This is a genomic window from Bacillus sp. NMTD17 (genome assembly GCF_002998735.1).
GTDB lineage: Bacteria > Bacillota > Bacilli > Bacillales > Bacillaceae > Bacillus.
Genome location: NZ_PVRH01000006.1, coordinates 281,467 through 303,943, shown reverse-complemented (window position 1 = coordinate 303,943; position 22,477 = coordinate 281,467). Strand labels below are relative to the sequence as shown.

26 protein-coding genes are annotated in these 22,477 nt (G+C 41.3%); 17 read left to right on the top strand and 9 right to left on the bottom strand.

The window, feature by feature from the left end:
• Nucleotides 1-4: 4 nt before the first annotated feature.
• The 4 genes from moaC to tatC are packed head-to-tail and all read left to right on the top strand — an operon-like array spanning nucleotide 5 to nucleotide 2,143.
• Nucleotides 5-496 (top strand): cyclic pyranopterin monophosphate synthase MoaC, encoded by a 492-nt coding sequence (gene moaC / locus C6347_RS17495; RefSeq protein WP_066031256.1) that lies wholly within the window; start codon nucleotides 5-7, stop codon nucleotides 494-496.
• Nucleotides 497-511: 15 nt separating this feature from the next.
• Nucleotides 512-1,165, top strand: coding sequence for a redox-sensing transcriptional repressor Rex (locus C6347_RS17490; protein ID WP_008355687.1), 654 nt, complete (start codon nucleotides 512-514; stop codon nucleotides 1,163-1,165).
• 27 nt (nucleotides 1,166-1,192) lie between these two features.
• Nucleotides 1,193-1,372 carry a twin-arginine translocase TatA/TatE family subunit gene (locus tag C6347_RS17485; RefSeq protein WP_012009077.1) on the top strand — a complete coding sequence of 60 codons (180 nt, stop codon included), beginning with the start codon at nucleotides 1,193-1,195 and terminating at the stop codon, nucleotides 1,370-1,372.
• A 6-nt stretch (nucleotides 1,373-1,378) separates the two neighbouring features.
• The gene (tatC, locus tag C6347_RS17480; protein WP_258182084.1) at nucleotides 1,379-2,143 is read left to right on the top strand and encodes a twin-arginine translocase subunit TatC; all 765 of its coding nucleotides are present in this window, start codon (nucleotides 1,379-1,381) and stop codon (nucleotides 2,141-2,143) included.
• Between the two features lie 39 nt (nucleotides 2,144-2,182).
• On the opposite strand, the gene C6347_RS17475 is transcribed toward tatC, so the two are convergent.
• From C6347_RS17475 to C6347_RS17465, 3 genes are read right to left on the bottom strand one after another with little or no spacing between them, the layout of a single operon-like run.
• Nucleotides 2,183-2,809 (bottom strand): NUDIX hydrolase, encoded by a 627-nt coding sequence (locus C6347_RS17475; protein WP_106071924.1) that lies wholly within the window; start codon nucleotides 2,807-2,809, stop codon nucleotides 2,183-2,185.
• A gap of 57 nt (nucleotides 2,810-2,866) precedes the next feature.
• Nucleotides 2,867-3,061 carry a YdiK family protein gene (locus tag C6347_RS17470; protein WP_034664886.1) on the bottom strand — a complete coding sequence of 65 codons (195 nt, stop codon included), beginning with the start codon at nucleotides 3,059-3,061 and terminating at the stop codon, nucleotides 2,867-2,869.
• Nucleotides 3,058-3,792 (bottom strand): CPBP family intramembrane glutamic endopeptidase, encoded by a 735-nt coding sequence (locus tag C6347_RS17465; RefSeq protein WP_106071923.1) that lies wholly within the window; start codon nucleotides 3,790-3,792, stop codon nucleotides 3,058-3,060. The genes C6347_RS17470 and C6347_RS17465 overlap by 4 nt, the downstream gene beginning before the upstream one ends.
• Nucleotides 3,793-4,022: 230 nt before the next feature.
• Between C6347_RS17465 and groES the strand changes: the two genes are divergently transcribed.
• A complete protein-coding gene (gene groES, locus C6347_RS17460; protein ID WP_003214120.1) occupies nucleotides 4,023-4,307 on the top strand; it encodes a co-chaperone GroES in 285 nt (94 codons plus the stop codon).
• 56 nt (nucleotides 4,308-4,363) lie between these two features.
• On the top strand, nucleotides 4,364-5,998 hold the full coding sequence (groL, locus tag C6347_RS17455; protein WP_106071922.1) for a chaperonin GroEL: 1,635 nt from the start codon (nucleotides 4,364-4,366) through the stop codon (nucleotides 5,996-5,998).
• Nucleotides 5,999-6,492: 494 nt separating this feature from the next.
• Here groL and C6347_RS17445 read toward each other — a convergent pair whose 3' ends face one another.
• Nucleotides 6,493-7,005, bottom strand: coding sequence for a DUF3231 family protein (locus tag C6347_RS17445; protein ID WP_060595652.1), 513 nt, complete (start codon nucleotides 7,003-7,005; stop codon nucleotides 6,493-6,495).
• A gap of 490 nt (nucleotides 7,006-7,495) precedes the next feature.
• Between C6347_RS17445 and C6347_RS17440 the strand changes: the two genes are divergently transcribed.
• The 4 genes from C6347_RS17440 (at nucleotide 7,496) to C6347_RS17425 (ending at nucleotide 9,708) form a co-directional block, all read left to right on the top strand.
• The gene (locus tag C6347_RS17440) at nucleotides 7,496-7,948 is read left to right on the top strand and encodes a MarR family winged helix-turn-helix transcriptional regulator (protein WP_034664870.1); all 453 of its coding nucleotides are present in this window, start codon (nucleotides 7,496-7,498) and stop codon (nucleotides 7,946-7,948) included.
• Nucleotides 7,949-7,970: 22 nt separating this feature from the next.
• A complete protein-coding gene (gene paiA / locus C6347_RS17435) occupies nucleotides 7,971-8,489 on the top strand; it encodes a spermidine/spermine N(1)-acetyltransferase (RefSeq protein ID WP_106071920.1) in 519 nt (172 codons plus the stop codon).
• Nucleotides 8,490-8,509: 20 nt separating this feature from the next.
• On the top strand, nucleotides 8,510-9,121 hold the full coding sequence (locus C6347_RS17430; protein WP_060595654.1) for an FMN-binding negative transcriptional regulator: 612 nt from the start codon (nucleotides 8,510-8,512) through the stop codon (nucleotides 9,119-9,121).
• Nucleotides 9,122-9,291: 170 nt separating this feature from the next.
• Nucleotides 9,292-9,708, top strand: a complete 417-nt coding sequence (locus C6347_RS17425) for a hypothetical protein (RefSeq protein ID WP_106071919.1) — start codon at nucleotides 9,292-9,294, stop codon at nucleotides 9,706-9,708.
• 62 nt (nucleotides 9,709-9,770) lie between these two features.
• Here the strand turns inward: C6347_RS17425 and C6347_RS17420 are convergent, their stop codons facing one another.
• Nucleotides 9,771-10,238 carry a hypothetical protein gene (locus C6347_RS17420; RefSeq protein WP_066031251.1) on the bottom strand — a complete coding sequence of 156 codons (468 nt, stop codon included), beginning with the start codon at nucleotides 10,236-10,238 and terminating at the stop codon, nucleotides 9,771-9,773.
• A gap of 124 nt (nucleotides 10,239-10,362) precedes the next feature.
• On the bottom strand, nucleotides 10,363-11,037 hold the full coding sequence (locus C6347_RS17415; protein ID WP_034664848.1) for a hypothetical protein: 675 nt from the start codon (nucleotides 11,035-11,037) through the stop codon (nucleotides 10,363-10,365).
• Between the two features lie 209 nt (nucleotides 11,038-11,246).
• Here C6347_RS17415 and C6347_RS17410 point away from each other — a divergent pair, with 209 nt between their 5' ends.
• The 3 genes from C6347_RS17410 to C6347_RS17400 all read left to right on the top strand — a co-directional run bounded on the left by C6347_RS17410 (nucleotide 11,247) and on the right by C6347_RS17400 (nucleotide 12,934).
• Nucleotides 11,247-11,615: an RlpA-like double-psi beta-barrel domain-containing protein gene (locus C6347_RS17410; protein WP_003213878.1), complete on the top strand. Its 369-nt coding sequence runs from the start codon at nucleotides 11,247-11,249 to the stop codon at nucleotides 11,613-11,615.
• Between the two features lie 73 nt (nucleotides 11,616-11,688).
• Nucleotides 11,689-12,738 (top strand): hypothetical protein, encoded by a 1,050-nt coding sequence (locus C6347_RS17405; protein ID WP_066031250.1) that lies wholly within the window; start codon nucleotides 11,689-11,691, stop codon nucleotides 12,736-12,738.
• Nucleotides 12,710-12,934: a hypothetical protein gene (locus C6347_RS17400; protein WP_034664841.1), complete on the top strand. Its 225-nt coding sequence runs from the start codon at nucleotides 12,710-12,712 to the stop codon at nucleotides 12,932-12,934. Before C6347_RS17405 ends, C6347_RS17400 begins: the two co-directional genes overlap by 29 nt.
• A gap of 18 nt (nucleotides 12,935-12,952) precedes the next feature.
• Here C6347_RS17400 and C6347_RS17395 read toward each other — a convergent pair whose 3' ends face one another.
• The 3 genes from C6347_RS17395 to gabP form a co-directional block, all read right to left on the bottom strand.
• Nucleotides 12,953-13,327 (bottom strand): carboxymuconolactone decarboxylase family protein, encoded by a 375-nt coding sequence (locus tag C6347_RS17395; RefSeq protein WP_034664837.1) that lies wholly within the window; start codon nucleotides 13,325-13,327, stop codon nucleotides 12,953-12,955.
• Nucleotides 13,328-13,592: 265 nt separating this feature from the next.
• Nucleotides 13,593-15,122 (bottom strand): multicopper oxidase family protein, encoded by a 1,530-nt coding sequence (locus C6347_RS17390; RefSeq protein WP_060595661.1) that lies wholly within the window; start codon nucleotides 15,120-15,122, stop codon nucleotides 13,593-13,595.
• Between the two features lie 98 nt (nucleotides 15,123-15,220).
• A complete protein-coding gene (gabP, locus tag C6347_RS17385) occupies nucleotides 15,221-16,609 on the bottom strand; it encodes a GABA permease (protein WP_106071918.1) in 1,389 nt (462 codons plus the stop codon).
• A 481-nt stretch (nucleotides 16,610-17,090) separates the two neighbouring features.
• On the opposite strand from gabP, the gene C6347_RS17380 reads away from it, so the two are divergent.
• From C6347_RS17380 to C6347_RS17365, 4 genes are all read left to right on the top strand, one after another.
• On the top strand, nucleotides 17,091-17,990 hold the full coding sequence (locus C6347_RS17380) for a cation diffusion facilitator family transporter (RefSeq protein ID WP_060595662.1): 900 nt from the start codon (nucleotides 17,091-17,093) through the stop codon (nucleotides 17,988-17,990).
• A gap of 102 nt (nucleotides 17,991-18,092) precedes the next feature.
• Nucleotides 18,093-19,055 carry an AAA family ATPase gene (locus C6347_RS17375; RefSeq protein ID WP_106048634.1) on the top strand — a complete coding sequence of 321 codons (963 nt, stop codon included), beginning with the start codon at nucleotides 18,093-18,095 and terminating at the stop codon, nucleotides 19,053-19,055.
• Nucleotides 19,052-20,242, top strand: a complete 1,191-nt coding sequence (locus C6347_RS17370; protein WP_060595664.1) for a DUF58 domain-containing protein — start codon at nucleotides 19,052-19,054, stop codon at nucleotides 20,240-20,242. Before C6347_RS17375 ends, C6347_RS17370 begins: the two co-directional genes overlap by 4 nt.
• Before the next feature lie 9 nt (nucleotides 20,243-20,251).
• Nucleotides 20,252-22,453: a DUF4129 domain-containing transglutaminase family protein gene (locus tag C6347_RS17365; RefSeq protein WP_106071917.1), complete on the top strand. Its 2,202-nt coding sequence runs from the start codon at nucleotides 20,252-20,254 to the stop codon at nucleotides 22,451-22,453.
• Nucleotides 22,454-22,477: the final 24 nt, after the last annotated feature.

The window sequence follows — 22,477 nt, the reverse complement described above, 5'->3', positions numbered from 1 at the left end:
AAAGATGAGTCAATTTAGCCACTTTAACGAACAGGGAAGAGCAAAGATGGTCGACATTAGTGACAAATCGTCTACAGTGAGAACCGCCGTTGCTGCTTCAAGCGTTCGTATGATAAAAGAAGTGTTTCATAAAATACAACAACGTGAAATTGGAAAAGGGGATGTGCTGTCTGTTGCACAGGTTGCTGGCATCATGGCAGCAAAGCAAACATCTACCATCATTCCAATGTGTCATCCGCTTGCACTAAAAGGCGTGGATATCTCCTTTGATTGGGAGGAAGACGGAAATGCGTACATTCTGAACATACAAGTACAGGTGAAAACAAAAGGAAGTACGGGTGTGGAGATGGAAGCGCTCACTTCTGCTTCAGTATGTGCACTGACCGTTTACGACATGTGCAAAGCGATTGATAAAGGCATGATCATCGGTCCTACCTATTTAATTGAAAAGACAGGCGGGAAAAACGGTGATTTTCACAGAGCATCTGATATTTAAGTTGGAGGACCTTATATGAATATAGATCAGTCAAAAATTCCACAAGCGACAGCCAAACGTTTGCCGCTATATTACCGTTTTTTAAAAAATCTGCATGCATCAGGAAAACAAAGGGTGTCATCGGCAGAGCTTAGTGATGCAGTCAAAGTGGATTCTGCCACCATTCGCCGAGATTTTTCGTACTTTGGTGCACTTGGGAAGAAAGGGTATGGCTATAATGTCGATTACCTCTTGACCTTCTTCAGAAAGACACTTGACCAAGATGAAATGACCAATGTCATGCTCATCGGTGTCGGGAATTTAGGGACTGCTTTTTTACACTATAATTTCATCAAAAATAATAATACAAAAATTTCAATGGCTTTTGACGTCAATGAGAGTAAAATAGGAAGTGAGATAGGCGGCGTGCCTGTCTATGATTTGGATAAGCTTGAAGAGCATGTTCAAGAGGTAGGAGATATTCCTGTTGCCATTTTGACAGTACCTGCCGTAGCAGCTCAATCCATTACAGATCGTTTGATTGCCCTTGGCATCAAAGGAATCCTTAACTTTACGCCGGCTCGATTGAATGTGCCGGAACACATTCGAATTCATCATATAGATTTGGCGGTTGAACTTCAGTCTCTTGTGTATTTCTTAAAGCATTACTCTGTTACACAGGAGGATTGACGAAAAGGGGTAAAGGGGGTGGAGCAAATGGGTCCGATTGGTCCTGGAAGTTTGGTTCTGATTGCGATTGTTGCGCTCATTATTTTTGGGCCGAAAAAGCTTCCTCAATTAGGAAGAGCAGCAGGAGATACATTACGTGAATTTAAAAATGCCACAAAAGGTTTAGCTGATGATCAGGAAGAAAATAAGAAAAAAGAAGATCAGTAGAATAGGATGAGCTTCATGAATGTCAAAGATATGCCGCTTATGGAGCATATTGTGGAACTGCGAAAACGTTTAGTGATCATTGCGATGTTTTTTGTTTCCTTTATGGTGGCAGGTTTTTTTCTCGCTAAGCCGGTCATTGTGTATTTACAAAATACGGATGAAGCGGCGACACTGACGCTGAACGCGTTTAAGCTCACAGATCCTCTGTACGTGTTTATGCAGTTCGCATTTGTCATTGCTTTGGTTTTGACGTGTCCCGTGATTTTATATCAGCTATGGGCATTTGTGAGTCCTGGCTTATATGATAAAGAAAGAAAGGTGACACTTGCTTACATTCCGATTGCACTTCTTTTATTTTTGAGCGGTGTGGCTTTCTCTTATTTTATTTTGTTTCCCTTTGTCGTCGATTTTCTGATGCGGATGTCGAATGATTTAAATGTAGAGCAAGTGATTGGGATTCATGAGTATTTTACATTTCTGATGCAGTTAACACTTCCATTTGGCTTTTTGTTTCAGATGCCCGTTGTGTTGATGTTTCTCACAAGACTTGGCATCATCACACCGATGTTTTTATCAAAAATACGGAAGTATGCCTATTTTGTCCTCCTTGTCATTGCCGCACTGATTACACCGCCAGAGATCGTTTCTCACCTCATGGTTACCTTGCCGATGCTCGTTTTGTACGAAGTGAGTATTGTCATTTCGAGAGTGACCTATCGCAAAATGCAGCAAACAGAGACAGAGGAGAAAGAAAATTATGATGTCTCATAAAAAAGCATCGTGATCCAAATAAGGGTCACGATGCTTTTTCTATTGTGAAAGGAATTGATTGATCGCTTGAAATAGATGTTGATAATAGGCAGGCTCATGCGGGACAAAATCTTGTACACAGACTACTCTGTTTTCCTCACGTTGTTCTTCGGCTTCATCCACTTCAAAGCCCTCCAGATGAATATTTTCACATTTTCTCATGAAAAGCTGCTGTGCATCCATTAGCTTTGCTCTGTAAAGTCCAGCGACTTCTTCTTTTTGTAATTGAACGTTCATCTCTTCTTCTTGATGAATGTAAAGATATACATGGCTAAATTCACGATCGATGAAATTTGGCAGATGGATTTCATCCTGTATAACTCCTGCAAAGTTCAGATCCTCAAAAGGGATAGAAAGACCAAGCTCTTCTTTTACCTCTCTCATACCGTCAGAAGGCTGTTCATTTGCAAGAAGGTGGCCTGCTGCTGTGATATCAAACAGAGCAGGAAAATCTTTTTTTGCGGGGCTTCTTAGCTGAAAATAGAGATACACGGTGTCATGTTCCTTTTTGAGAAGCCAGAAATGAAAGGTTTCGTGCCAAAGGCCTTGGGCGTGGATATCTGAACGGGGTGCAACTCCAATCGCTTCATGCTGCTCATTTAAGATGTTCAGTTTTTCTTGTTCCATGAAAACTTGTCCTCCATAAAAAAACCATTTTCCAGAGATTAGAAAATGGTTTTTGATTTATTTTTGCTGCTGTTTTTTGAGTTTGACAGAGAAGGCAAACATTTTAAACGCGATATTGATATTATAGGCCGCAAACACCATCAGCAAAATGCTGTAAAATGACCACATGTCACCTGGATTTTGAATGGCCATATAGGTGAAAGCAACACCTACGGCAAAATAAATGACGCCCCATACGACAGGGTTTCTCATGAGAAAAAGCCTCCAATAATCATTTGCATTGTTTGAGATTGTTCTTCAATCATTTTTCTTACTGGCTCAATCTGCACAAGAATGACGAGCGAGTTCATCAGCATATGAGCTCCGATTGGAACAATGATTCGTTTTGTTTTCGCATATAAAAAGGCAAAGGTAAAGCCCATCGCAGTATAAAGTAAGATATGAGCAAAATCATTGTGTACAGCTGCGAATACCACTGAACTGACAAGCGCTCCAATAAAGAAGTTCGTTTTTTCATAAATCACACCAAAAATGATTTTTCGGAAAATGATTTCCTCTAATATCGGTCCAATCAGGGCGATGACAATTACAAGCCATGGAACTGCATCCATAATGGATAAGATGGCTTGAGTATTTTCGGATTCACGGCCAATGCCAAATGCATATTGTTCAATCGCTCCTGCAATCGATTGTGCAAAGAGGGAAAGAAAGAAACCGCCAATGATCCAGGCGATAGCTACCCCGACTGAAACCGGTGCTTCATTTCGAAGTGAAGCTTTTGGCACAGTCCGAAGAATGAGCAGAATAATGATTAATCCGATACAGAAGCTGATGATTGTCCATGTTCCTGACAATTTAGAGAGCTCTGTTTGTGTCATCGGTGTCTGAATGAATCCTAACCATTTCATGATGAACACATAAGGAATCGCAGAAACCTGCACCAATATATACGTTAAGATGATGTACCAATATTGTTTTTTCAAGTAACGAAAACCCCTTTACTAAAAGAACTAGATTTATTGTAACACAAGTCTTCTTTTTCGATGAAAAGGAAAGAATCTGAGTTGAAAAAAGATCATGAAAGCGTAAAAATTTTTAAAGGTTTTTACTTGAAATTACAGAAGACATTCTTTATTATAATAAATGTGTTAGCACTCACTGGTGATGAGTGCTAAAAAAAGACTACATATAAAAATTGAGGAGGTTGTTTCTTATGTTAAAGCCATTAGGCGATCGCGTAATCATTGAACTCGTTGAATCTGAGGAAAAAACCGCTAGCGGTATTGTGTTACCGGATTCTGCAAAAGAAAAACCGCAAGAAGGTAAAATTGTTGCAGCAGGTTCAGGTCGTGTACTTGAAAGTGGTGAGCGCGTTGCGTTAGAAGTAAACACAGGCGACCGCATTATCTTCTCAAAATATGCAGGCACTGAAGTGAAATATGAAGGCAAAGAATATTTAATCCTTCGTGAGAGCGACATTTTAGCTGTTATTGGTTAATCACATAAAAAAACATTGAGATATATTTCTAAAAAGACTGAGGAGGTTTCGTTATTATGGCAAAAGATATTAAGTTCAGTGAAGAAGCACGTCGCGCGATGTTACGTGGTGTAGATGCACTTGCAGATGCTGTAAAAGTAACTTTAGGACCTAAAGGACGTAACGTGGTTCTTGAGAAAAAATTCGGTTCTCCACTTATCACAAATGATGGTGTAACGATTGCAAAAGAAATCGAATTAGAAGATGCATTTGAAAACATGGGTGCAAAACTTGTGGCTGAAGTTGCAAGCAAAACAAATGACGTAGCTGGTGACGGTACAACTACTGCAACAGTTTTAGCTCAAGCAATGATCCGTGAAGGTCTTAAAAACGTAACAGCTGGTGCAAACCCTGTTGGCGTTCGTAAAGGGATCGAAGAAGCAGTGAAAGTAGCACTTGAAGGCTTGCAAGAGATTTCTAAACCAATCGAAGGCAAAGAATCAATTGCTCAAGTTGCGTCTATTTCTGCAGCAGATGAAGAAGTAGGCAGCCTAATCGCTGAAGCAATGGAGCGTGTAGGTAACGACGGCGTTATCACAATCGAAGAATCTAAAGGGTTCACAACTGAGCTTGAAGTGGTTGAAGGAATGCAGTTTGACCGCGGATATGCTTCACCATACATGGTGACTGATTCTGATAAGATGGAAGCGGTTCTTGAAAATCCTTACATCTTAATCACTGATAAAAAGATCACGAACATTCAAGAAATCCTTCCTGTACTTGAGCAAGTTGTACAACAAGGAAAACCATTATTGATCATTGCTGAAGATGTAGAAGGCGAAGCACTTGCAACTCTTGTTGTGAACAAACTTCGTGGTACATTCAACGCAGTGGCAGTCAAAGCACCTGGATTCGGTGACCGTCGTAAAGCAATGCTTGAAGACATCTCTGTTCTAACTGGCGGAGAGTTAATCACAGAAGACCTAGGACTTGACCTGAAATCAACTGAAATCGGTCAGCTTGGTCGCGCGTCTAAAGTTGTTGTGACAAAAGAAAACACAACCATCGTAGAAGGCTCAGGAGATTCTGCTCAAATCGCAGCACGCGTCAACCAAATCCGTGCGCAAGTAGAAGAAACAACTTCTGAATTCGATAAAGAAAAATTACAAGAACGTCTTGCAAAACTAGCTGGCGGCGTCGCTGTCATCAAAGTTGGGGCTGCAACTGAAACAGAACTAAAAGAGCGCAAACTACGCATCGAGGATGCACTGAACTCAACTCGTGCAGCAGTTGAAGAAGGTATCGTATCCGGTGGTGGTACAGCACTTGTGAATGTATACAAAAAAGTCGCTTCAATCGAAGCAGATGGTGACGTTCAAACAGGTGTAAACATCGTTCTACGTTCTCTTGAAGAGCCAATCCGTCAAATCGCTCACAACGCAGGTCTTGAAGGATCAGTCATCGTTGAGCGCTTGAAAAACGAAGAAATTGGCGTAGGCTTCAACGCAGCAACAAACGAATGGGTAAACATGATCGAAAAAGGAATCGTTGACCCAACAAAAGTAACTCGCTCTGCACTTCAAAACGCAGCTTCTGTTGCAGCAATGCTTCTAACAACTGAAGCAGTCGTTGCTGACAAACCAGAAGAAGGCGGCTCAGGCGGCGGAATGCCGGATATGGGCGGCATGGGCGGTATGGGCGGCATGATGTAATCAGGGTTTCAAAACCTTGTTATATCAACGTCTGAAATAATAATATGCTTTTCTTGTCGTCGTATTTGTCCTTGTGTTATTAAAAACAAGGCAACCTGTGACAAATAAGTTAACTATAGAAGAAGGCCTTTCATCAGTTTGCAAAACTGTTGGGAGGCCTTTTCTTCCATATTAACAGTCATATGAGTATAGATATTCCTATAAAAGAGAAAGGCTACTCTCGAAGTTTTTAAACCACTGGTTAGTTGCTATCAATGTTTAAACAACCTATAGTAATAGGAGCTTTTAAATCTGAGGAAGATATTTTTAGGTATATTAAAGGAATTGATCTTCTAGTGCTGATGATGTTGGCTCAGAGGCAATCGATGGGAATGGAAAAATATAATGGCTGTAAAGAGAGTGACGGAGAGTTTTCAATTTGTAGAAAGTATAAAGCTTAGCAAGAAAAGAGTAAACCCTAAAAGTCTACTCTTTAATGTTTAATCATCTTATTATTAGCAATCTTCTGCTTTGCTATGATGAAGAGGTGGTGGAATTAACCATCCTTTTTCTTTGTTAAGTCTAAGGGCTTTTGCTCCAAGTGCTGTCTTTTGAACATGAAACTGTCCAAACATCATAGCTATGTCTTCTCGAATGGATTGCCCCATAATTGTGCTACACGATACTAAGCCTGCCGCAATGTTCGCCGAAAGACCAGCGGCTATTTCTGGATCTTGAAAACGTGCCCCTACTGGAATATCGTCTATACAAGCTTTAGGTCGTTCAGGAGGTGTTGGAGGTAAGCCGATTCCATTTTCTTTTAATAAAGTTTCAATTTCTTTGATTTCTTGTTGCCCACCCTGAATAGCTTCTTCAATTAATTTTTGTAAGTCTTCGTCACCTGCATGGTTTAAGTGGGTTTGATAACCAGCAACTAAACCTTTAGCTACCATCAAGTAAGACCATGTACCAAACACTTCACCATAGTGCATAGGTTCATCCGTTGGATTTCCACTTAAAATTCCCATTGTCATCCTCCCTAATTGTAAAATATTCATTAAGCGACCTTCCTTTCTTGACGATTGGTCACCTTTTTATAGTTCCTAAATTAAACCATTATATTCATCATTTTAATGATGGTTGTTAAAGGTAAAAATTCTAATTTTAATCTATGTGGACTCTTACGAATAATGGCTAATAAAACTGGAGAGATTATGTTATAAAAAGAGGCGGTTGCATAAAGGGAAATTATCTTCTAGCAACGAATATATATGATAAAATGTAGTGGCATATTATGAGCTCTCTTCTTCTTTTTCCCATTGCCTAACCACCTTCGTTCGCGATGATCAGAGATCGTTATTTTTTGTAACGATTACCACTATTAAAGAAACGAGCGAAATAAAGAAAATGAAAAAACACTTTCTCAATGAAGGTGTTTTTTTATTGTGTTTACAACAAAAATAAACTATAATATTGTTATGTTTTATGTTGTAAATGCAACAAAAGGAGTCGTGATAAATGAGAGAGATTTTGCGAGAGATTGGCGTCATCGCTCGGGCGCTTGATTCTATAAGTAATATTGAATTTAAAGAGTACGATTTAACGAAGGGGCAGTATTTGTATCTTGTGCGTATCTGTGAAGAGCCTGGCATCATTCAGGAAAAGCTGGCGGAAATGATCAAGGTGGATCGAACAACAGCTGCTCGTGCTATCAAAAAATTAGAACTGCATGGTTTTATTGAGAAGAAAGATGATCGAGTGAATAAAAAAATCAAAAAGCTGTTTCCCACTGATAAAGGGGAAGCGGTATATCCAATGATCAAACGAGAAAATGATTATTCGAATCAAGTAGCGCTGGATGGATTTTCTGAAGAGGAAGCAGAACAGATATATGAGTATCTTCTAAGGGTGAGAAAAAATATCGAAAAAGATTGGGATTATGTGAAAAAAGGAAATAAGAGACGCTACTAAATGATAAGGAGTGATGACTTCAATGACCGTCACTTTTATTCCATGTAATGAACAGCATATAGAAGAGCTGCAAAAAGTCGGTATCGACACATTTATAGAAACCTTTCAGAATCAAAACAAAGCGGAACATATCGATGCTTACGTAAAGACAGCCTTTCATCCGAACCAGCTGTTAAAAGAATTACATCATCCATCTTCACAGTTCTATTTTGTTCAAGTGAATGGCGAAGTTGCTGGTTATTTGAAGGTCAATATGGATGATGCGCAGTCAGAAGAGATGGGAAGTGAAGCGTTAGAGATTGAAAGAATTTATATTAAGCAGTCCTTTCAAAACCAAGGATTAGGCCGATATTTAATCAATCAAGCCTTTGAGATCGCGAAGAAATATCATAAACGTGATGTTTGGCTTGGGGTGTGGGAGCACAACAAAGCGGCCATCGCATTTTATCAAAAGCTAGGGTTTGTTCAAACAGGAGTGCATGCATTCCTTATGGGGGACGAAGAGCAAATGGATCTCATTATGACCAAAACACTGAGCTGATCTAAAAGGGGGAAGAGAACATGCATGTTCCATCATTTTTTCAAATGAAAGATATGGAGAAAATCAAATCATTTATTCAATCAAATTCATTTGCAACAGTTGTGACCACAACGGATGAAAAACCCATTGCGACACATATTCCAGTGAGTTTTCATCAAGTTGAAGATTCGTATGTGATTACAGGGCATATGGCGATTGGAAATCCACAGTGGAAAACGTTTGAAGAAAATGAGAAGGTGCTCGTCATCTTTCAAGGGCCGCATGCCTATATATCCTCTTCATGGTATGAAAAAGAAGCCGTACCGACATGGAATTATCAGGCAGTCCATGTATATGGAAAGGCTGTGCTGTTAGAAAAAGGGGAACTGGTAAAAGAATTAACCACGATGCTGGAAACATACGAAAGCCACAGAGAACAGCCTGTTTTATGGGATACATTGTCTGATGAACTGTTAGAGAAACAAATGAAAGGGATTGTGGGCTTTAAAATCATCATTGATGAAGTTCAGGCTGCTTTTAAACTAAGCCAAAATCGCCATGAAAGGGATTATGCTCACATCATTGAAAAGTTGGAAGCAGAGGGTGACCTGGAAATGGCTGATGCGATGAAAAAGAGAGTAAAGGATGTATGAGAAAAGCACTCTTATGATCAAGAGTGCTTTTTTTGTTTTGAGAGAAATGAGATATCTTGGCTTATAATGTCACATTTTCTTTAAAATTACATAAAAAAATTCACTATTTCCATAAAAAATCAGATCAATTCCTTATAATAAAAGTATCTGAGAATGGGGAGTGAGTCGAGATGGACCAAAACTTGCTGCAAATGAATCGAGTGAGATCAGAGGATGAATTAGCTGTTGTGAATATATCTTCTACAGAAATTGGGGCGCTGTCAAAGGAAGCGGCTGAGCGGATTTTACAAACGAAGGATACGGATGATATTCATTTACTGATGTATGTCCCGATTGAAAAGAAAGCAGATTTGATTTGGTTGATTGAAAGTGTTGGACAGGCGTTAGAAGATGAGGATGACGATAACGTTGCACTTGAATTGGCTGATTTGCTCTATTTCTTTGTCATTCCATTTTATAAGGAGTATATTTTGAGGGAACATCATTTGTATGAGTGTATAGATGATTTGTTGGTACGAATAGCATCAAGGACTCACTCAGATATTCACACACTAGTCGATGCGATGAGAGACGATTTGACTGAATAAACATGAAAAAAGGCTTGTAGAGAAGTCCTCTACAAGCTTTTTTCATCGTAAAAAACCATAAATTATTGGGCTCTTTCCCACGTGATTTTTGTTTCATTTGTTTTTTTCTTTCCTTTTGCCAGTACTTTGCCGTTTTCTTGTTTTACGGTGATGTTTAGGTCGTAAAAGGAATAGAGGGCGCCAAGGCTGTCATTTTCTGGTTTGTGCAGATTGTTTTCTTTTTCAGTTGATGCCCCGATAGCCAGCGTCTTGGCAAAGTTTAAACCGATGACTTCAGCGTAATCACTATTGGTATCAGAGGAAGCTGTTACATTTAAAGAAATGACTTTTTTCTTTTGATCAACAGTGATATCCGTGTCTTTTATAAGTTTAGACTGTTCCATGACTTCTTTCGTTTCTTTTTGAATGCGTTCATTAATCGTTGGAAGTGTCTTCGTTTCTGTTTTTTGTTCGTTTGTCGTATTCGAGCAAGCTGCTAGTATGAAGAGACTTGCAACTAGGCTCATGAAAACAAGTAGACTTTTTCTCACGTTCGTTCTCCTTTTTTCTGCGAAGTATGTATGTTTATGTTACCACGAATCCTAGTTTTGATTAAAAGAGAAGTGTTGATAAGCTGTGAACAATAAAAAGCACCCAAAATAGGGCGCTTTTTTCTTATTGTGCTGAAAGGCTTGTACTTAATGGAACAGAAGAAATGACGGTGAATTTAGGAGCCGCAGCACCAGACTCTAAATTTTTACGTAAAAGCGATGATTTGATTGTTCCATCCCATTTTTTATAGACACTTCCTGAAGTATTCGCACGAAGCTGTACATTCGAGAAACTTGCTTGTGAGTAGCTGTTTGTTCCATTATCTTGGACGCCGTGAACCATTTTGACGACATCGAGGTTTTTCAGACGACTAGGGTTGAAAACAGGCTGCTTATAGCGCAATTTCCCATTGACGTATAGTGACACTGTGCCATCACCATTGTTGATGAGCTTTAAGTTGACACGTGCACCATCCGTAATGCTCTTATCGTACTCACTGTTCCAGTATTGACTGCCGCCTTGTGAGCCGCTGCCAAGAAAGACCTTATAGCCAGAAGACGTTTTTGAAATACCGCTCTCTACAACGGCAGAGCCGAGACCGAGGTACCAGTCCGCATAGCCATTTTTAATAGTGGCTGTTTTCGGCAGCACAATATCAGCAGAGATACCTGACCATTTGGCTTCATCCGTTTGTGTCACAATCGCACCGTGACGGGGACCAGCTGCTGAGGCAGGGATACTTGATAGCATCAAAACGAAGGCCAAACTTACACTCAAAACGATGAACCACTTTTTCATAAAAATTCCTCCTTAAATTGGATTCACTTTTATTATATAAAATGAAAGAGAGGGGCTACTTACATTGTTTTGGCCGATTTTGGTATTTTTTGTGAACAAAATCGGTCATAAAGTGGTCAACTTGTATCCGAATTGTAATGTGACTGTAAAATAACTGGGGGCATCTTCATGTATAATAAGTGCAGAAACCAAATACGGAGGATTTTTTAATGAATAAAAAGCTTATCGCGACAATCGTAACAGTAGCTAGTTTATTTTTGGCGTTTAGTTTCTCACATGGAGCAAGTGCAAAAAAAGTAAGCGGCAATATTACTTGGTATAATGGTGTCGGTAAAAAGGGCGCAGATGGAAAAAAACTCGGTCATTGGGATGCAGCAACTAAAATGGGATTTGACGTACCGAAAAAAGGTACAAAACTTAGAGTGACAACAAAAGCGAAACCACATAAAGTGATTACAGTATATAAATATGATGTAGGCAGAATGCCAAACGCTGTATTAGACGTCAGTCCAAAAGCATTCAAAGCACTAGGGTATAAAACAAGTAAAGGTGTCGTAAAAGGGCATTACACTTATTAATACATAGGCATGCAGAGAAGCGGGAAAAGTTCATTTTCTGGCTTCTTTTCTTGTAGAGAGGGTCTGAAAGGCAATGAAAAAATCAACATGGTGGATCATCACGGTCATCGGAGTCGCAGTGATTGCGGCAGTCATTTTCTTCATGATGAAGCCGGGGCAAGAGGCAAAGCATGCAGGAAAAGTGAAAACAAATCAAGATGCAAAAGACGAATTACTCGTTTCATTTACAGATCAACAGTTAAACAATACGTATTACCTGCATGACCGGGCGCTTCATACGGAGAAACTGACAGCATATCCTTCGATTGCTTATGATTCTACGAAACAGCTTTTATATTACACGTATACGGATGAAGACACGCAAAAAGTGAGTATTCGAGAATTGAATGTGAAAACAGATGAAGAAAAAACGCTGTTTACGAGTGATGATTCCATCGACAGTATGAGGCTGTCTGGGGACGGGAAGCAGTTATATCTCAGGTATAATAAGGATTCTGGCGAACAATTTTATGTCGCTTCTTATGATTTGAACACACAAAAAATGAAGGTGTTATATCCAGAAAAAAGCAAGGATGATACGGTGAGTTCTTTTGCTTATGATCCGGCGTCAAACCTTCTGGCAATCCAGCATTATTCCTTAAAAGAAGATTACAAGAAAACCGATGAAGCGAATGAAAAGGGAAGAGACCCTGAACCAACGACCATGAAGATCACCCTTCAAACAGGTGCGAAGGGGAAGCGTATTACACGTATCTCGCAAACGATCAATGATATTTCATTTTCACCAGATCATAAGACATTGATTTATACAGAAGTGAAGGTGCGAAACGAAAAAGAAGTATCCTCTATTAAAATGCTTGATGTAGAAACAGGAAAACAGGCGACACTCGTTAAGAACAGTAAGAATGTGCATATTTTAAGTGCCGCACAGCCGCAATTTTCTACGGACGGATCTTCTGTTTATTTCTTAGGTGTTGCTAAAAACGCAAAGGAATTAAAGGATGACACCGGACGAAAAGCAAAGGTAAGAACGATATTTGAATACAATATCAAGAAGAAAACAGTGGAAGCCGCTTGGGAGAAGGATGGCGGAATTGTTAACAATTTCACTGTCAATCGATAAAGGGTACGTTCAGTTATTTGATATAACTGGACGTTTTTTTATTTTGCCGCTTGAAATGATGGTGAAATTGAGGAATTCATGGAAGGGAAAGCAATTTTTAAGCAGGAAACGTGTGGTATTTTCGTATTTTGCTTATGTGACAGAGGAAAAGAAAGAGAGTAATATGAGTGTACATAAAAAACGAGAGGACAGATGACTTCTCGTTTTCACTGATTTATTTGGTGTTATTGTCTAATAAATTTTGAAAGATAAACAGGGCATTAATGGAGTGAGGGAATCCAGCAACTTTTGTACAGTGCTTAATAATCTCCATGATCTCTATGACAGAAAGTCCGATATGTAATGCTTGTTCAAAATGAGTCTTTAATTCTTCATCACAATCGCCTTTTGTAATGAGGGCAGATAATGTACTGATGGCCTTTTGTTTTTCATCTAAAATGAAGTGGTTGAATTCTTTTTGTTCACCGAGTTCAATTGTTAGCTGTTCAATATTTGACCAAATGCTCTCGTTTTCCTGAATTGAAAGCTTTTCTATGTTACCTGCCGCTGTTTCTTGTGTGACCTGGCAAGTCTCTTTTTCTTCATTCAAATTGAACTCCTCCGTTTTTTATCGCAATTTTCCATTTGTTCGTTCATTGTGGCTTATGTGCCTTTTGATAGATGCAATGGGTATATAGTAGTATTATCGGTTTGCTGCGTCAACATTTTAAGTGTTGAATGCTCAAAGAAACCATTCATGCGATTTATTATTCCATTTTGAAAGGGCTAATGAATGGATGTCCGTTAGCCCTTTGGTGTATCAGAAGTTTTATACAAGTTTCTACGCATTTACGGGAAGAGTGGTTTCATTTTTATTAAATGATATCCATCGGCCTCATCATGTCATAATCTTCATGCTCTAAAATATGACAATGCCACACATATCGGCCGCTGTATGGAACAAATCGAGCAACGATCCGAATGACTTCACCAGCATGCGCCTGAATGGTGTCCTTGTAGCCTTGTTCATGTAAAGGAGGCGCTTCGTTTGGTCCTGTATACACGATTTCTCCTGTCGATTGATAGACTTCTGTATCAAATGGTCTTCTGTCTAAAACCCTAAATTGAACAAGGTGCAAATGAATAGGGTGTGTGCCCCTGGTTGGATTGACGATGGACCAAACCTCTAGACTGCCAAGACGAGGATTTTCGGTGACAGGGTCATTCCAAAATTGATTATCCAACAATAGGATAGGGCGGCCGTATTTATCCTGCGTGCCGCTAAGTGTGAGTGTACGCTCTCTATCAGCTTGACTTGGCCGAAGCGTTGGCAGCGGTTTGAAAATCGGACGTAATGTTTTAGGTACTCTCCCTTTTAGCGGACGTGTGACTTTGAATTGCATAATGTTCGCATCTGTTTCAGGATTCACATCCTGTCCGCAGCCGGCTGTATTTTTGAGAGTGATCGTTTTGTTTTCGTAAGCTGAAAAGTCGATGATGACATCGAAACGTTCAGCAGGTGCGATGCTAAAGGATTGATGGCGAACAGGTCTTGGCAAAAAGCCCCCATCGGAACCAATTTGCAAGATTGTGGCGTCGTTATCTAGATGCAGCTCGTAAGTTCTAGTATTGGACGCATTTAAGATACGAAAGCGGTATTTTCGCGGCTCTACTTCTAAATAAGGCCATACTTTTCCATTGACTAAAATCGTTTCTCCACAAAAAAAGGGCACGATGGATGGGTCTGGTAGGTCACTGTCTTCTGGCGTGTCGTTTGGTCTGCTAGGATAAAACAGTGAGCCATCCTCCTGAAACGTACGGTCCATGATCATTAAAGGAATGTCATAGTCATCTTTCGGCAGCTCTAAGGACTTTTCAAACGCATCAGAGATCAAATAAAACCCAGCTAAGCCGGCGTACACATTTAATCGTGTCAATGCCATCGCATGATCGTGATACCACAATGTGCAGGCTTGCTGATGATTTGGGTATACGTATACCTCTCGTTCAAAGAAGGGGCCGGTTGCTTCAAAGTCTCGTGAAAACCAAGCCTCTGGATAGCCGTCACTGCTTGCTGGTGTGACGCCGCCATGCAGATGAACGACCGTTTTGACTTCTGGTTCATCATGATGGCCGGCATGAATGGTGTGATCGACCGGCAGGAAATGCTTCAACGGCAATTTGTTCATCCATTTCACTTTGACTTTTTCATTTCGATTCGCTTGAATGGTTGGACCAGGCAAACTGCCATTATAGGTCCATAGCTTGGTTGGGGGCAGGTCTCTATGAACTTTTAGGAATACCTCCTCCATAGCAATTTCATAATACGTTTGTCTTGGGTTCTTTTTGACGGGCTTCGCGACTTCTGGAATTGGAAGCTCGTCAACAAATTTTTCTAGGTTCATGTCGTCTAATCCTCACTTATAATCCAATTTGATACAGTATAAGTGCGGACATGAAAATAGGTGAATAAAATAAAAAAACCCGCTTTTCAGCGGGAGCATTACGGGTGTTTATTTTCAAGCGCTGCATTTGCAGGCACTTTTTTATTCGGTTTAAAGACGAAATAAGCGGCAAGCACACCGAAGGTAATGATACTTGTCAAAATGAGCTGTGGTCTCATTGATTCGATAAACAGCATCGATGCCAAGATGGCGCAAATGACCAAAATGGTAAAGTACGTGAGATATGGGAACAGCCACATTTTGATTTTGAGCTGCTCTGGATTTTCTTTTTCGATTTTACGGCGCATTCTTAATTGTGAAACAGCAATGACCAAGTAGACAAGAAGGGCAATGGCGCCGGATGCATTGACTAAGAACAAAAAGATGGTTTCAGGATAAAAGTAGTTCATCATGACGGCAATGTAGGAAAAGAAGGTGCCTGCGACTGTAGCCGCTACAGGAACACCACGTTTGCTGATTTTCATAAAGCGTTTCGGTGCTTCGCCTCTTTCTGCCAATGAATAAAGCATTCTGGACGTTGTGTACAACCCAGAGTTTAAGCAAGATAGAACGGCTGTTAAAACAATGACGTTCATGACTTGAGCAGCTGATGAAACGCCGATGTATTCTAATACCGCAACGAACGGGCTTGTTAAAATACTCGCTGAATTCCATGGAAGCAAAGTCACAACGACAGCGATGGATCCGACGTAGAACACGATGATACGCCATACAACAGAGCGGGTAGCTGTTGTCACAGACTTGACTGGGTCTGCTGATTCTCCGGCCGCTATTGCCACAATCTCGGTTCCCATGAAGGAAAAGATGACGACGACAATTCCGAGTAAAACAGAGCTGAATCCATTTGGAAGGAAACCACCGTTCCCCGTTAAATTGGCAAGACCTGCAGTATGATGACCGCCAAAACCAAAGATAAATGCAAAACCGATGAGTAGAAAGAGAATAATGCTGACGACTTTTATTAATGAGAACCAGTATTCAAATTCGCCAAAAGATTTAACAGAAAAGATATTCGTTAATGTTAAGAGGATAGTGAGGATAAGACTTGTGAGCCAAACAGGTGCATCTCCATACCAATACTGAATAATGGCAGCACCGGCAATGGCTTCGATGGCGATGACGATCACCCAGAAGAACCAGTAAAGCCAGCCGATTGTAAACCCGGCCCATGGACCGATGGCATCACTCGCATATTGTGAGAAGGAACCGCTTGTCGGATAGGCGCATGCCATTTCTCCAAGCATTCTCATAATAAAGATCACCAGAAGTCCGGCAAAAGAATAGGAAAGAATGGCTCCAGGCCCTGCAGAATGAATGACAGCGCCGCTACCAACAAATAGCCCTGCGCCAATAACCCCAGCAATGGAGATCATTGAAATATGTCTTGTTTTCAGATTTTTTTGAAGACCGTTTGTCATGTTGGACATGTCTTTACCTCCAAACATTTCTCTTCATAGAGAAATTGTTTTTAGAATATTTTAAATTTTATCATACTGAATTGTCATTCAGCATTGGACAGGTTATCAAACTGACATTTCAAACCTCTTAACATGATGTTAAAAAGTATAAAGGATTTGAGAGATTATGTTCCCTCTTTTTCCTCTGTTCATTCTTAAAAATAGCATAAGATAGGATGGGGAGAAGTTGGCTCTCAAAATAAAATTATTCTGACAATTTTCTAGAAAGAGTGATATTGCCAGATGTTCATCACAGAGTGAATTGGAAAAAGGTTGATGGGAGTAGGTCTTGAGGTCAATTGACCTTATAAAAATAAGTTTACTTAGGTCAACACATTTCTATGTATCCTATTTTGCTGACACAAGCGAATCATGTTGCTGTAGACCCACACGGGCTTTGCTTTGTAAGATAAATAATAGAAAAGTGATGTGTGAGGAGGCGCGGTTCGACATGGAGCGCTATAACGAATTAAGACAAGGTGAAACAGGTGCTTGGGTCAGCATCATTGCCTATGTGATCTTATCAGCGGTGAAACTTCTAATTGGGTATGTGTTTCATTCAGAGGCTCTTTCGGCAGATGGATTGAATAATACGACGGATATTATTGCATCCCTTGCTGTGTTGATTGGGCTGCGTATTTCTCAAAAGCCGCCTGATGAAGATCATCCATACGGTCATTTTAGAGCAGAGAATATTGCGTCTCTTGTGGCGTCCTTTATTATGATGCTTGTTGGACTTCAGGTTCTGCTGAGTGCGGGCCGGTCGCTCTTCTCATCTGAGCATCAAACGCCTGATATGATCGCAGCTTGGACGGCAGCAGGAAGTGCTGTGGTGATGTACGGCGTGTATATTTACAACCGCAATCTGTCCAAACGGATCAATAGCCAGGCTCTTCATGCAGCAGCAGCTGATAATAAATCAGATGCGTATGTGAGTATTGGAACATTTGTAGGGATTATCGCCTCTCAATTTCAGCTGGCATGGATTGATACGCTTGCAGCGTTTGTCATTGGCCTCATTATTTGTAAAACGGCGTGGGAGATTTTCAGAGATGCTTCTCATTCGTTAACGGACGGTTTTCATATAAAAGATATGTCCAAATATAAAGAGACCATTGAAGCAACACCTGGAGTGGGCGATTTGAAAGATATTAAGGCACGGTATCTCGGAAGTACGGTCCATGTGGATGTAGTAGTGGAGGTCGAGCCGCACTTGAACATTGCAGAAAGCCATGATATTGCAGATGAGATCGAACGTAGAATGAAGAAGGAACATGATATTTTACACTCTCATGTTCATATGGAGCCAGCAGGTGAGACAAAAGAAGAGAAGAAGTCTTTTCCATCGTGAGAAGGCTTCTTTTTTCTACATGCTGATGTTTTATGCAAATGCGCGTTGTATGGTAAAGTTAGACTATATGAAATTTAACGGAAACGTGATAGGAGGATCAGGATGGCATTTGATGAACCGATGCATTCAGATTTACAAAAAATCGTAGATAACATCAATAAAGTCATGGTTGGGAAAAAAGACATTGCGATATTAAGCCTTGTTGCGATTTTGGCGAAGGGGCATGTGCTGCTAGAGGATGTGCCTGGTGTTGGGAAGACGATGATGGTTCGTGCTTTGGCAAAATCGATTGGCTGTGAGTTTAAGCGAATCCAATTCACTCCTGACCTTTTGCCTTCAGATGTAACAGGTGTGTCGATTTATAATAAAAAGACAAATGAATTTGAATTTAGGCAAGGACCGATTATGGGGCAGATTATTTTGGCTGATGAGATCAACCGGACCTCTCCTAAAACACAGTCGGCATTGCTCGAAGCGATGGAGGAAGGCAGTGTCACAGTGGACGGAGAAACAATGCCGCTTGCGGATCCTTTTTTCGTCATGGCGACGCAGAATCCAGTGGAATATGAAGGGACCTATCCGCTGCCAGAAGCGCAAATGGACCGGTTTTTATTCAAGCTGCAGATGGGATATCCGACCATGCTGGAGGAGCTAGAGGTGCTCAATTTGCAGGAAAAGCAGTCCCCGATTAATACGCTCCAAGCAGTGATGACAAAGGATCATATCCATGCGTTGCAGCAAGCTGTTCAGACCATTCATGTGGATGCATCCATTAAAGAATATATTGTGGAAATCGCTCAAGCGACGCGTCAACATCCATCTGTTTATTTAGGTGTGAGTCCAAGGGGATCGATCGCCCTCATGAAAGCGGCTCAGGCGTATGCACTGTTGAATCAGCGAGATTATGTGATTCCTGATGATGTACAGTATTTGGCGCCATATACATTGCCGCATCGAATGATTTTGACATCAGAAGCGACGTATGAAGGGAAGAAGACGGAGACACTGCTGCGACAAATGCTTGAGCAAATTGGCGTGCCAGTTCAAAAGTCGATGACTCAATGAAGTCACGTCATCGTTTCGCTGTTTCATTATGGTTACGGGTAATGATGCTCATCATCCTCACTGCGGCAGTCTTTTGTTATGCCATGTTTCAGGGGGGGTTTGTGAGTTGGTTCCTTTTTTATGCATTTTTACCATATACTTTGTATGCTTTGCTGTTTGCGCTCATTCCGCTGCGAGCGACAGCCAAAAGGACATTACAGCAAACCCGCTTGAAGGCGGGAGACGTGCTGTCCGTTGACCTTGAAATCAAGCGGACAAATCCATTTCCATACGTTTACGTCTTGATTGAGGATGATCCGCCGGACACCTTTCATTTACAGGAACAAATTGAAATGAAGCAAATGCTGTTTCCATGGTTTCGGAAAACGTGGCGTTTTTCCTTTCAATTGAATGATGTCAAGCGCGGGGAACATCATTTGTCAGCGGTTCGAATCAAAACGGGTGATATGTTTGGTTTTGTGGAGAAAGAAGTGATCATTCCGTTAGAAAAAAAGCTGCTGGTCTATCCGAAAATGCTGGATCTTCAGGTGGAGTCAGCTGAGTCAGCGAATGAAAATGGAGGCAAAGCGGTTCACTCGTGGTTCAATGAACCGACCCATGTGACAACAGGCGTGCGGGAATACCAGCAAGGAGACCGTTTTGCTTGGGTGGACTGGAAGACGACGGCTAGAAGGGATCAGCTGATGACGAAGGAATTTGAACAGAATCAAACAAAGGATCTTGTCGTGTTTGCTGATTTTACAGATGAAGCGGTTTTTGAGACCGTCGTGTCTATTACAGCTTCTGTTCTCCAAACGGCAGTGAAAAAAGGGGTGCCTTCAGGTTTTGTACCTCTAGGAGATCAGCGTGCCTTTCGAGTGGATCAAGGAGAACTTCATTTACAGGACATGCTCTATTATTTAACAAGGGTGCAGCATCAACCTTCTCGCGCACAAGAATATAAGGCGTTAGCAGCGAGTGAGTACCAGCACTCTGGAAAATATGTCGTCACGGGTCAGCTGCAAGAAGAGCTTGCTGCGAGCCTGCTTGGAAATCGAAACAGAAAGAACATCACTGTTCTTTTAGTGAAGAGAGCCTTGGATCGATTCACGCCAAAAGAAAAACAGCTTGTAGACCGGCTCAAGGCATCTGGAATACGCACGACCCTTTTATTTGAAGACCGGCTGCACGAAAGAACTGTGAGGTGACAAACATTTATGCTGCATACGCATCAGCGGCAAAGCCGTTTTGAGTTGTTCATCTATTATGCTGTAGCATTTCTGCTGCTTTGGGAGTGGCTTCGTCCGCTTCAAGATTTTACAGAGACGAGTCATACGTCTTATTTCATCATTTTTATAGGGCTTACGTGTTTGTTTACATTCTTTCGTTTGAAGTGGTATGTGACGTTTCCTATTTGTACTGGCATGATCTTGCTCGCCTTATATTTGATCTTTTATCAAGCAGAGCCAAGCTATCCGGCTGCATTATTTGCTGATATCAAAGATAATATCACCTTCATGAGCACAGGCATGTGGAGTGACATGTACCCCTCTTTCCGCACATTATTGTTTTATATTTTGCTGTGGCTGCTTGTCTACTTGCTTCATTATTGGGTGGTCTATCAGCAGCGTATCTTTTTCTTTTTACTCATGACGATTGTGTATGTCACGATTCTGGATACGTTTACGCCATATGATGCTGCCTTTGCGATCGTTCGCATTATGGTGTTTGGTTTTTGTTTGCTTGGGTTGCTGTATTTCGATCGACTGCGTTCGGCTGAAGGCATCCGGGTGTCACAGAAGGCGCGTCTAAAATGGTTTTTGCCCATGCTGGCGCTCGTTCTTCTATCAGCGGCACTCGGCGCTTCTTTGCCAAAGTCTGATCCGAAATGGCCTGATCCTGTCCCGTTTTTTAAGGCGGTGACGAATCAAGATAACGCAGCCGGGCAGAATAAGGTGGGATATAGTGCAGATGATTCAGCGCTTGGCGGACCGTTTAGTGAGGACCGCACACCGGTCTTTAAATGGAGCGGAAAGGAGCCGTCTTACTTTCGTGTCGAAACAAAAAGCATCTACACAGGAAAGGGCTGGAAGGATGCCTCAAATGATACAAAGCCTACTCGGCTAAAGGACGATGATGTGCCAAATCGGTGGTTTACCGAGCGTGTGAAAACAGAGGTGCATGAAACGAGAGTCGATATGGAATCTGACTATCGATTTAATCATGCCGTCTATCCAATTGGGACGATCACACTGATGCCAATGGAAAATATTCCGCTGCAAATGATGGGGAAAACGGAAAAAATTGTCCCATCCAGTCAAAATCCGCCGAAAAATTTAGGGAACTACCAAGTCACCTTCTTATCTCCTACATTTATCCTTGAGGATTTGCAGAGGATTAAAGTGCCAACAAAGAAGCAGGTAAATCAGGAGGTTGGCCGTGAATACTTGCAGCTTCCTTCCTCATTGCCAGAGCGTGTGAAGACGCTGGCAAACAGCTTAACGGAAACGAAGGATAATATGTATGATAAAGCCAAAGCGATCGAGGATTATTTAGGATCTGCGAAGTTCTCATATGAAACGCAAAATGTCGCTGTGCCTGGTCGTAATGAAGATTATGTAGACGAATTTTTATTTGATACGATGATCGGCTACTGTGATAATTTTTCATCCTCTATGATTGTGATGCTTCGTTCGATCGGGATTCCGGCGAGATGGGTGAAAGGATATACGTCAGGTCAGTTATATGAAACACAGATGGATGGAAACAATGTGTATGAAGTGACCAATAACAATGCGCATTCATGGGTAGAGGTTTATTTTCCAAACAGAGGCTGGGTCACCTTCGAACCGACAAAAGGATTTACGAACCCAGAGACATTTACGAATGAAGCCGTTTCAAGCGATCAAACGGATGATCAAAAGGAAGAAGATCAGCCTAGCTCTGATGCACGCGAAGAGCAGCCGGCAGAACAGCCGCAGCAGCAGGAGACAGAGCAGCCGGCAGAACCAAAGAAACAAACAGCACAAGCAAAGCCAAGTATGGTGCATGTTGGTTCAATCTTGGGATTTGCGGCAGGATCTATGGTCCTTCTAGGGTTGATGAGCTGGTTGCTTTATCGATTCAGAGCAAGATGGCTGCCATTCTTTATTGTGAGAAAGGTGAAACGTCTGCCAGAGGAGGAAGCATTCTTCTATGCGTATGCTGCTTTATTAAAGCAGCTGAAGCGCAGGGGAATTGAGAAAAAACCTGGCATGACGCTAAGAGAATTCGCTTCATTGATCGATGACAAGCATGGAGATCATCGCATGTCTGAGCTGACGCAGCTCTATGAGCGGGCACTCTATCGAGGAGAGGATGCGTCGGTGCTTTGGCGGCAATCGGCAAAGTTATGGGAAAATTTAATAAACAGGAGATAGTCTTGACCCCGTACCTTCCTGTTG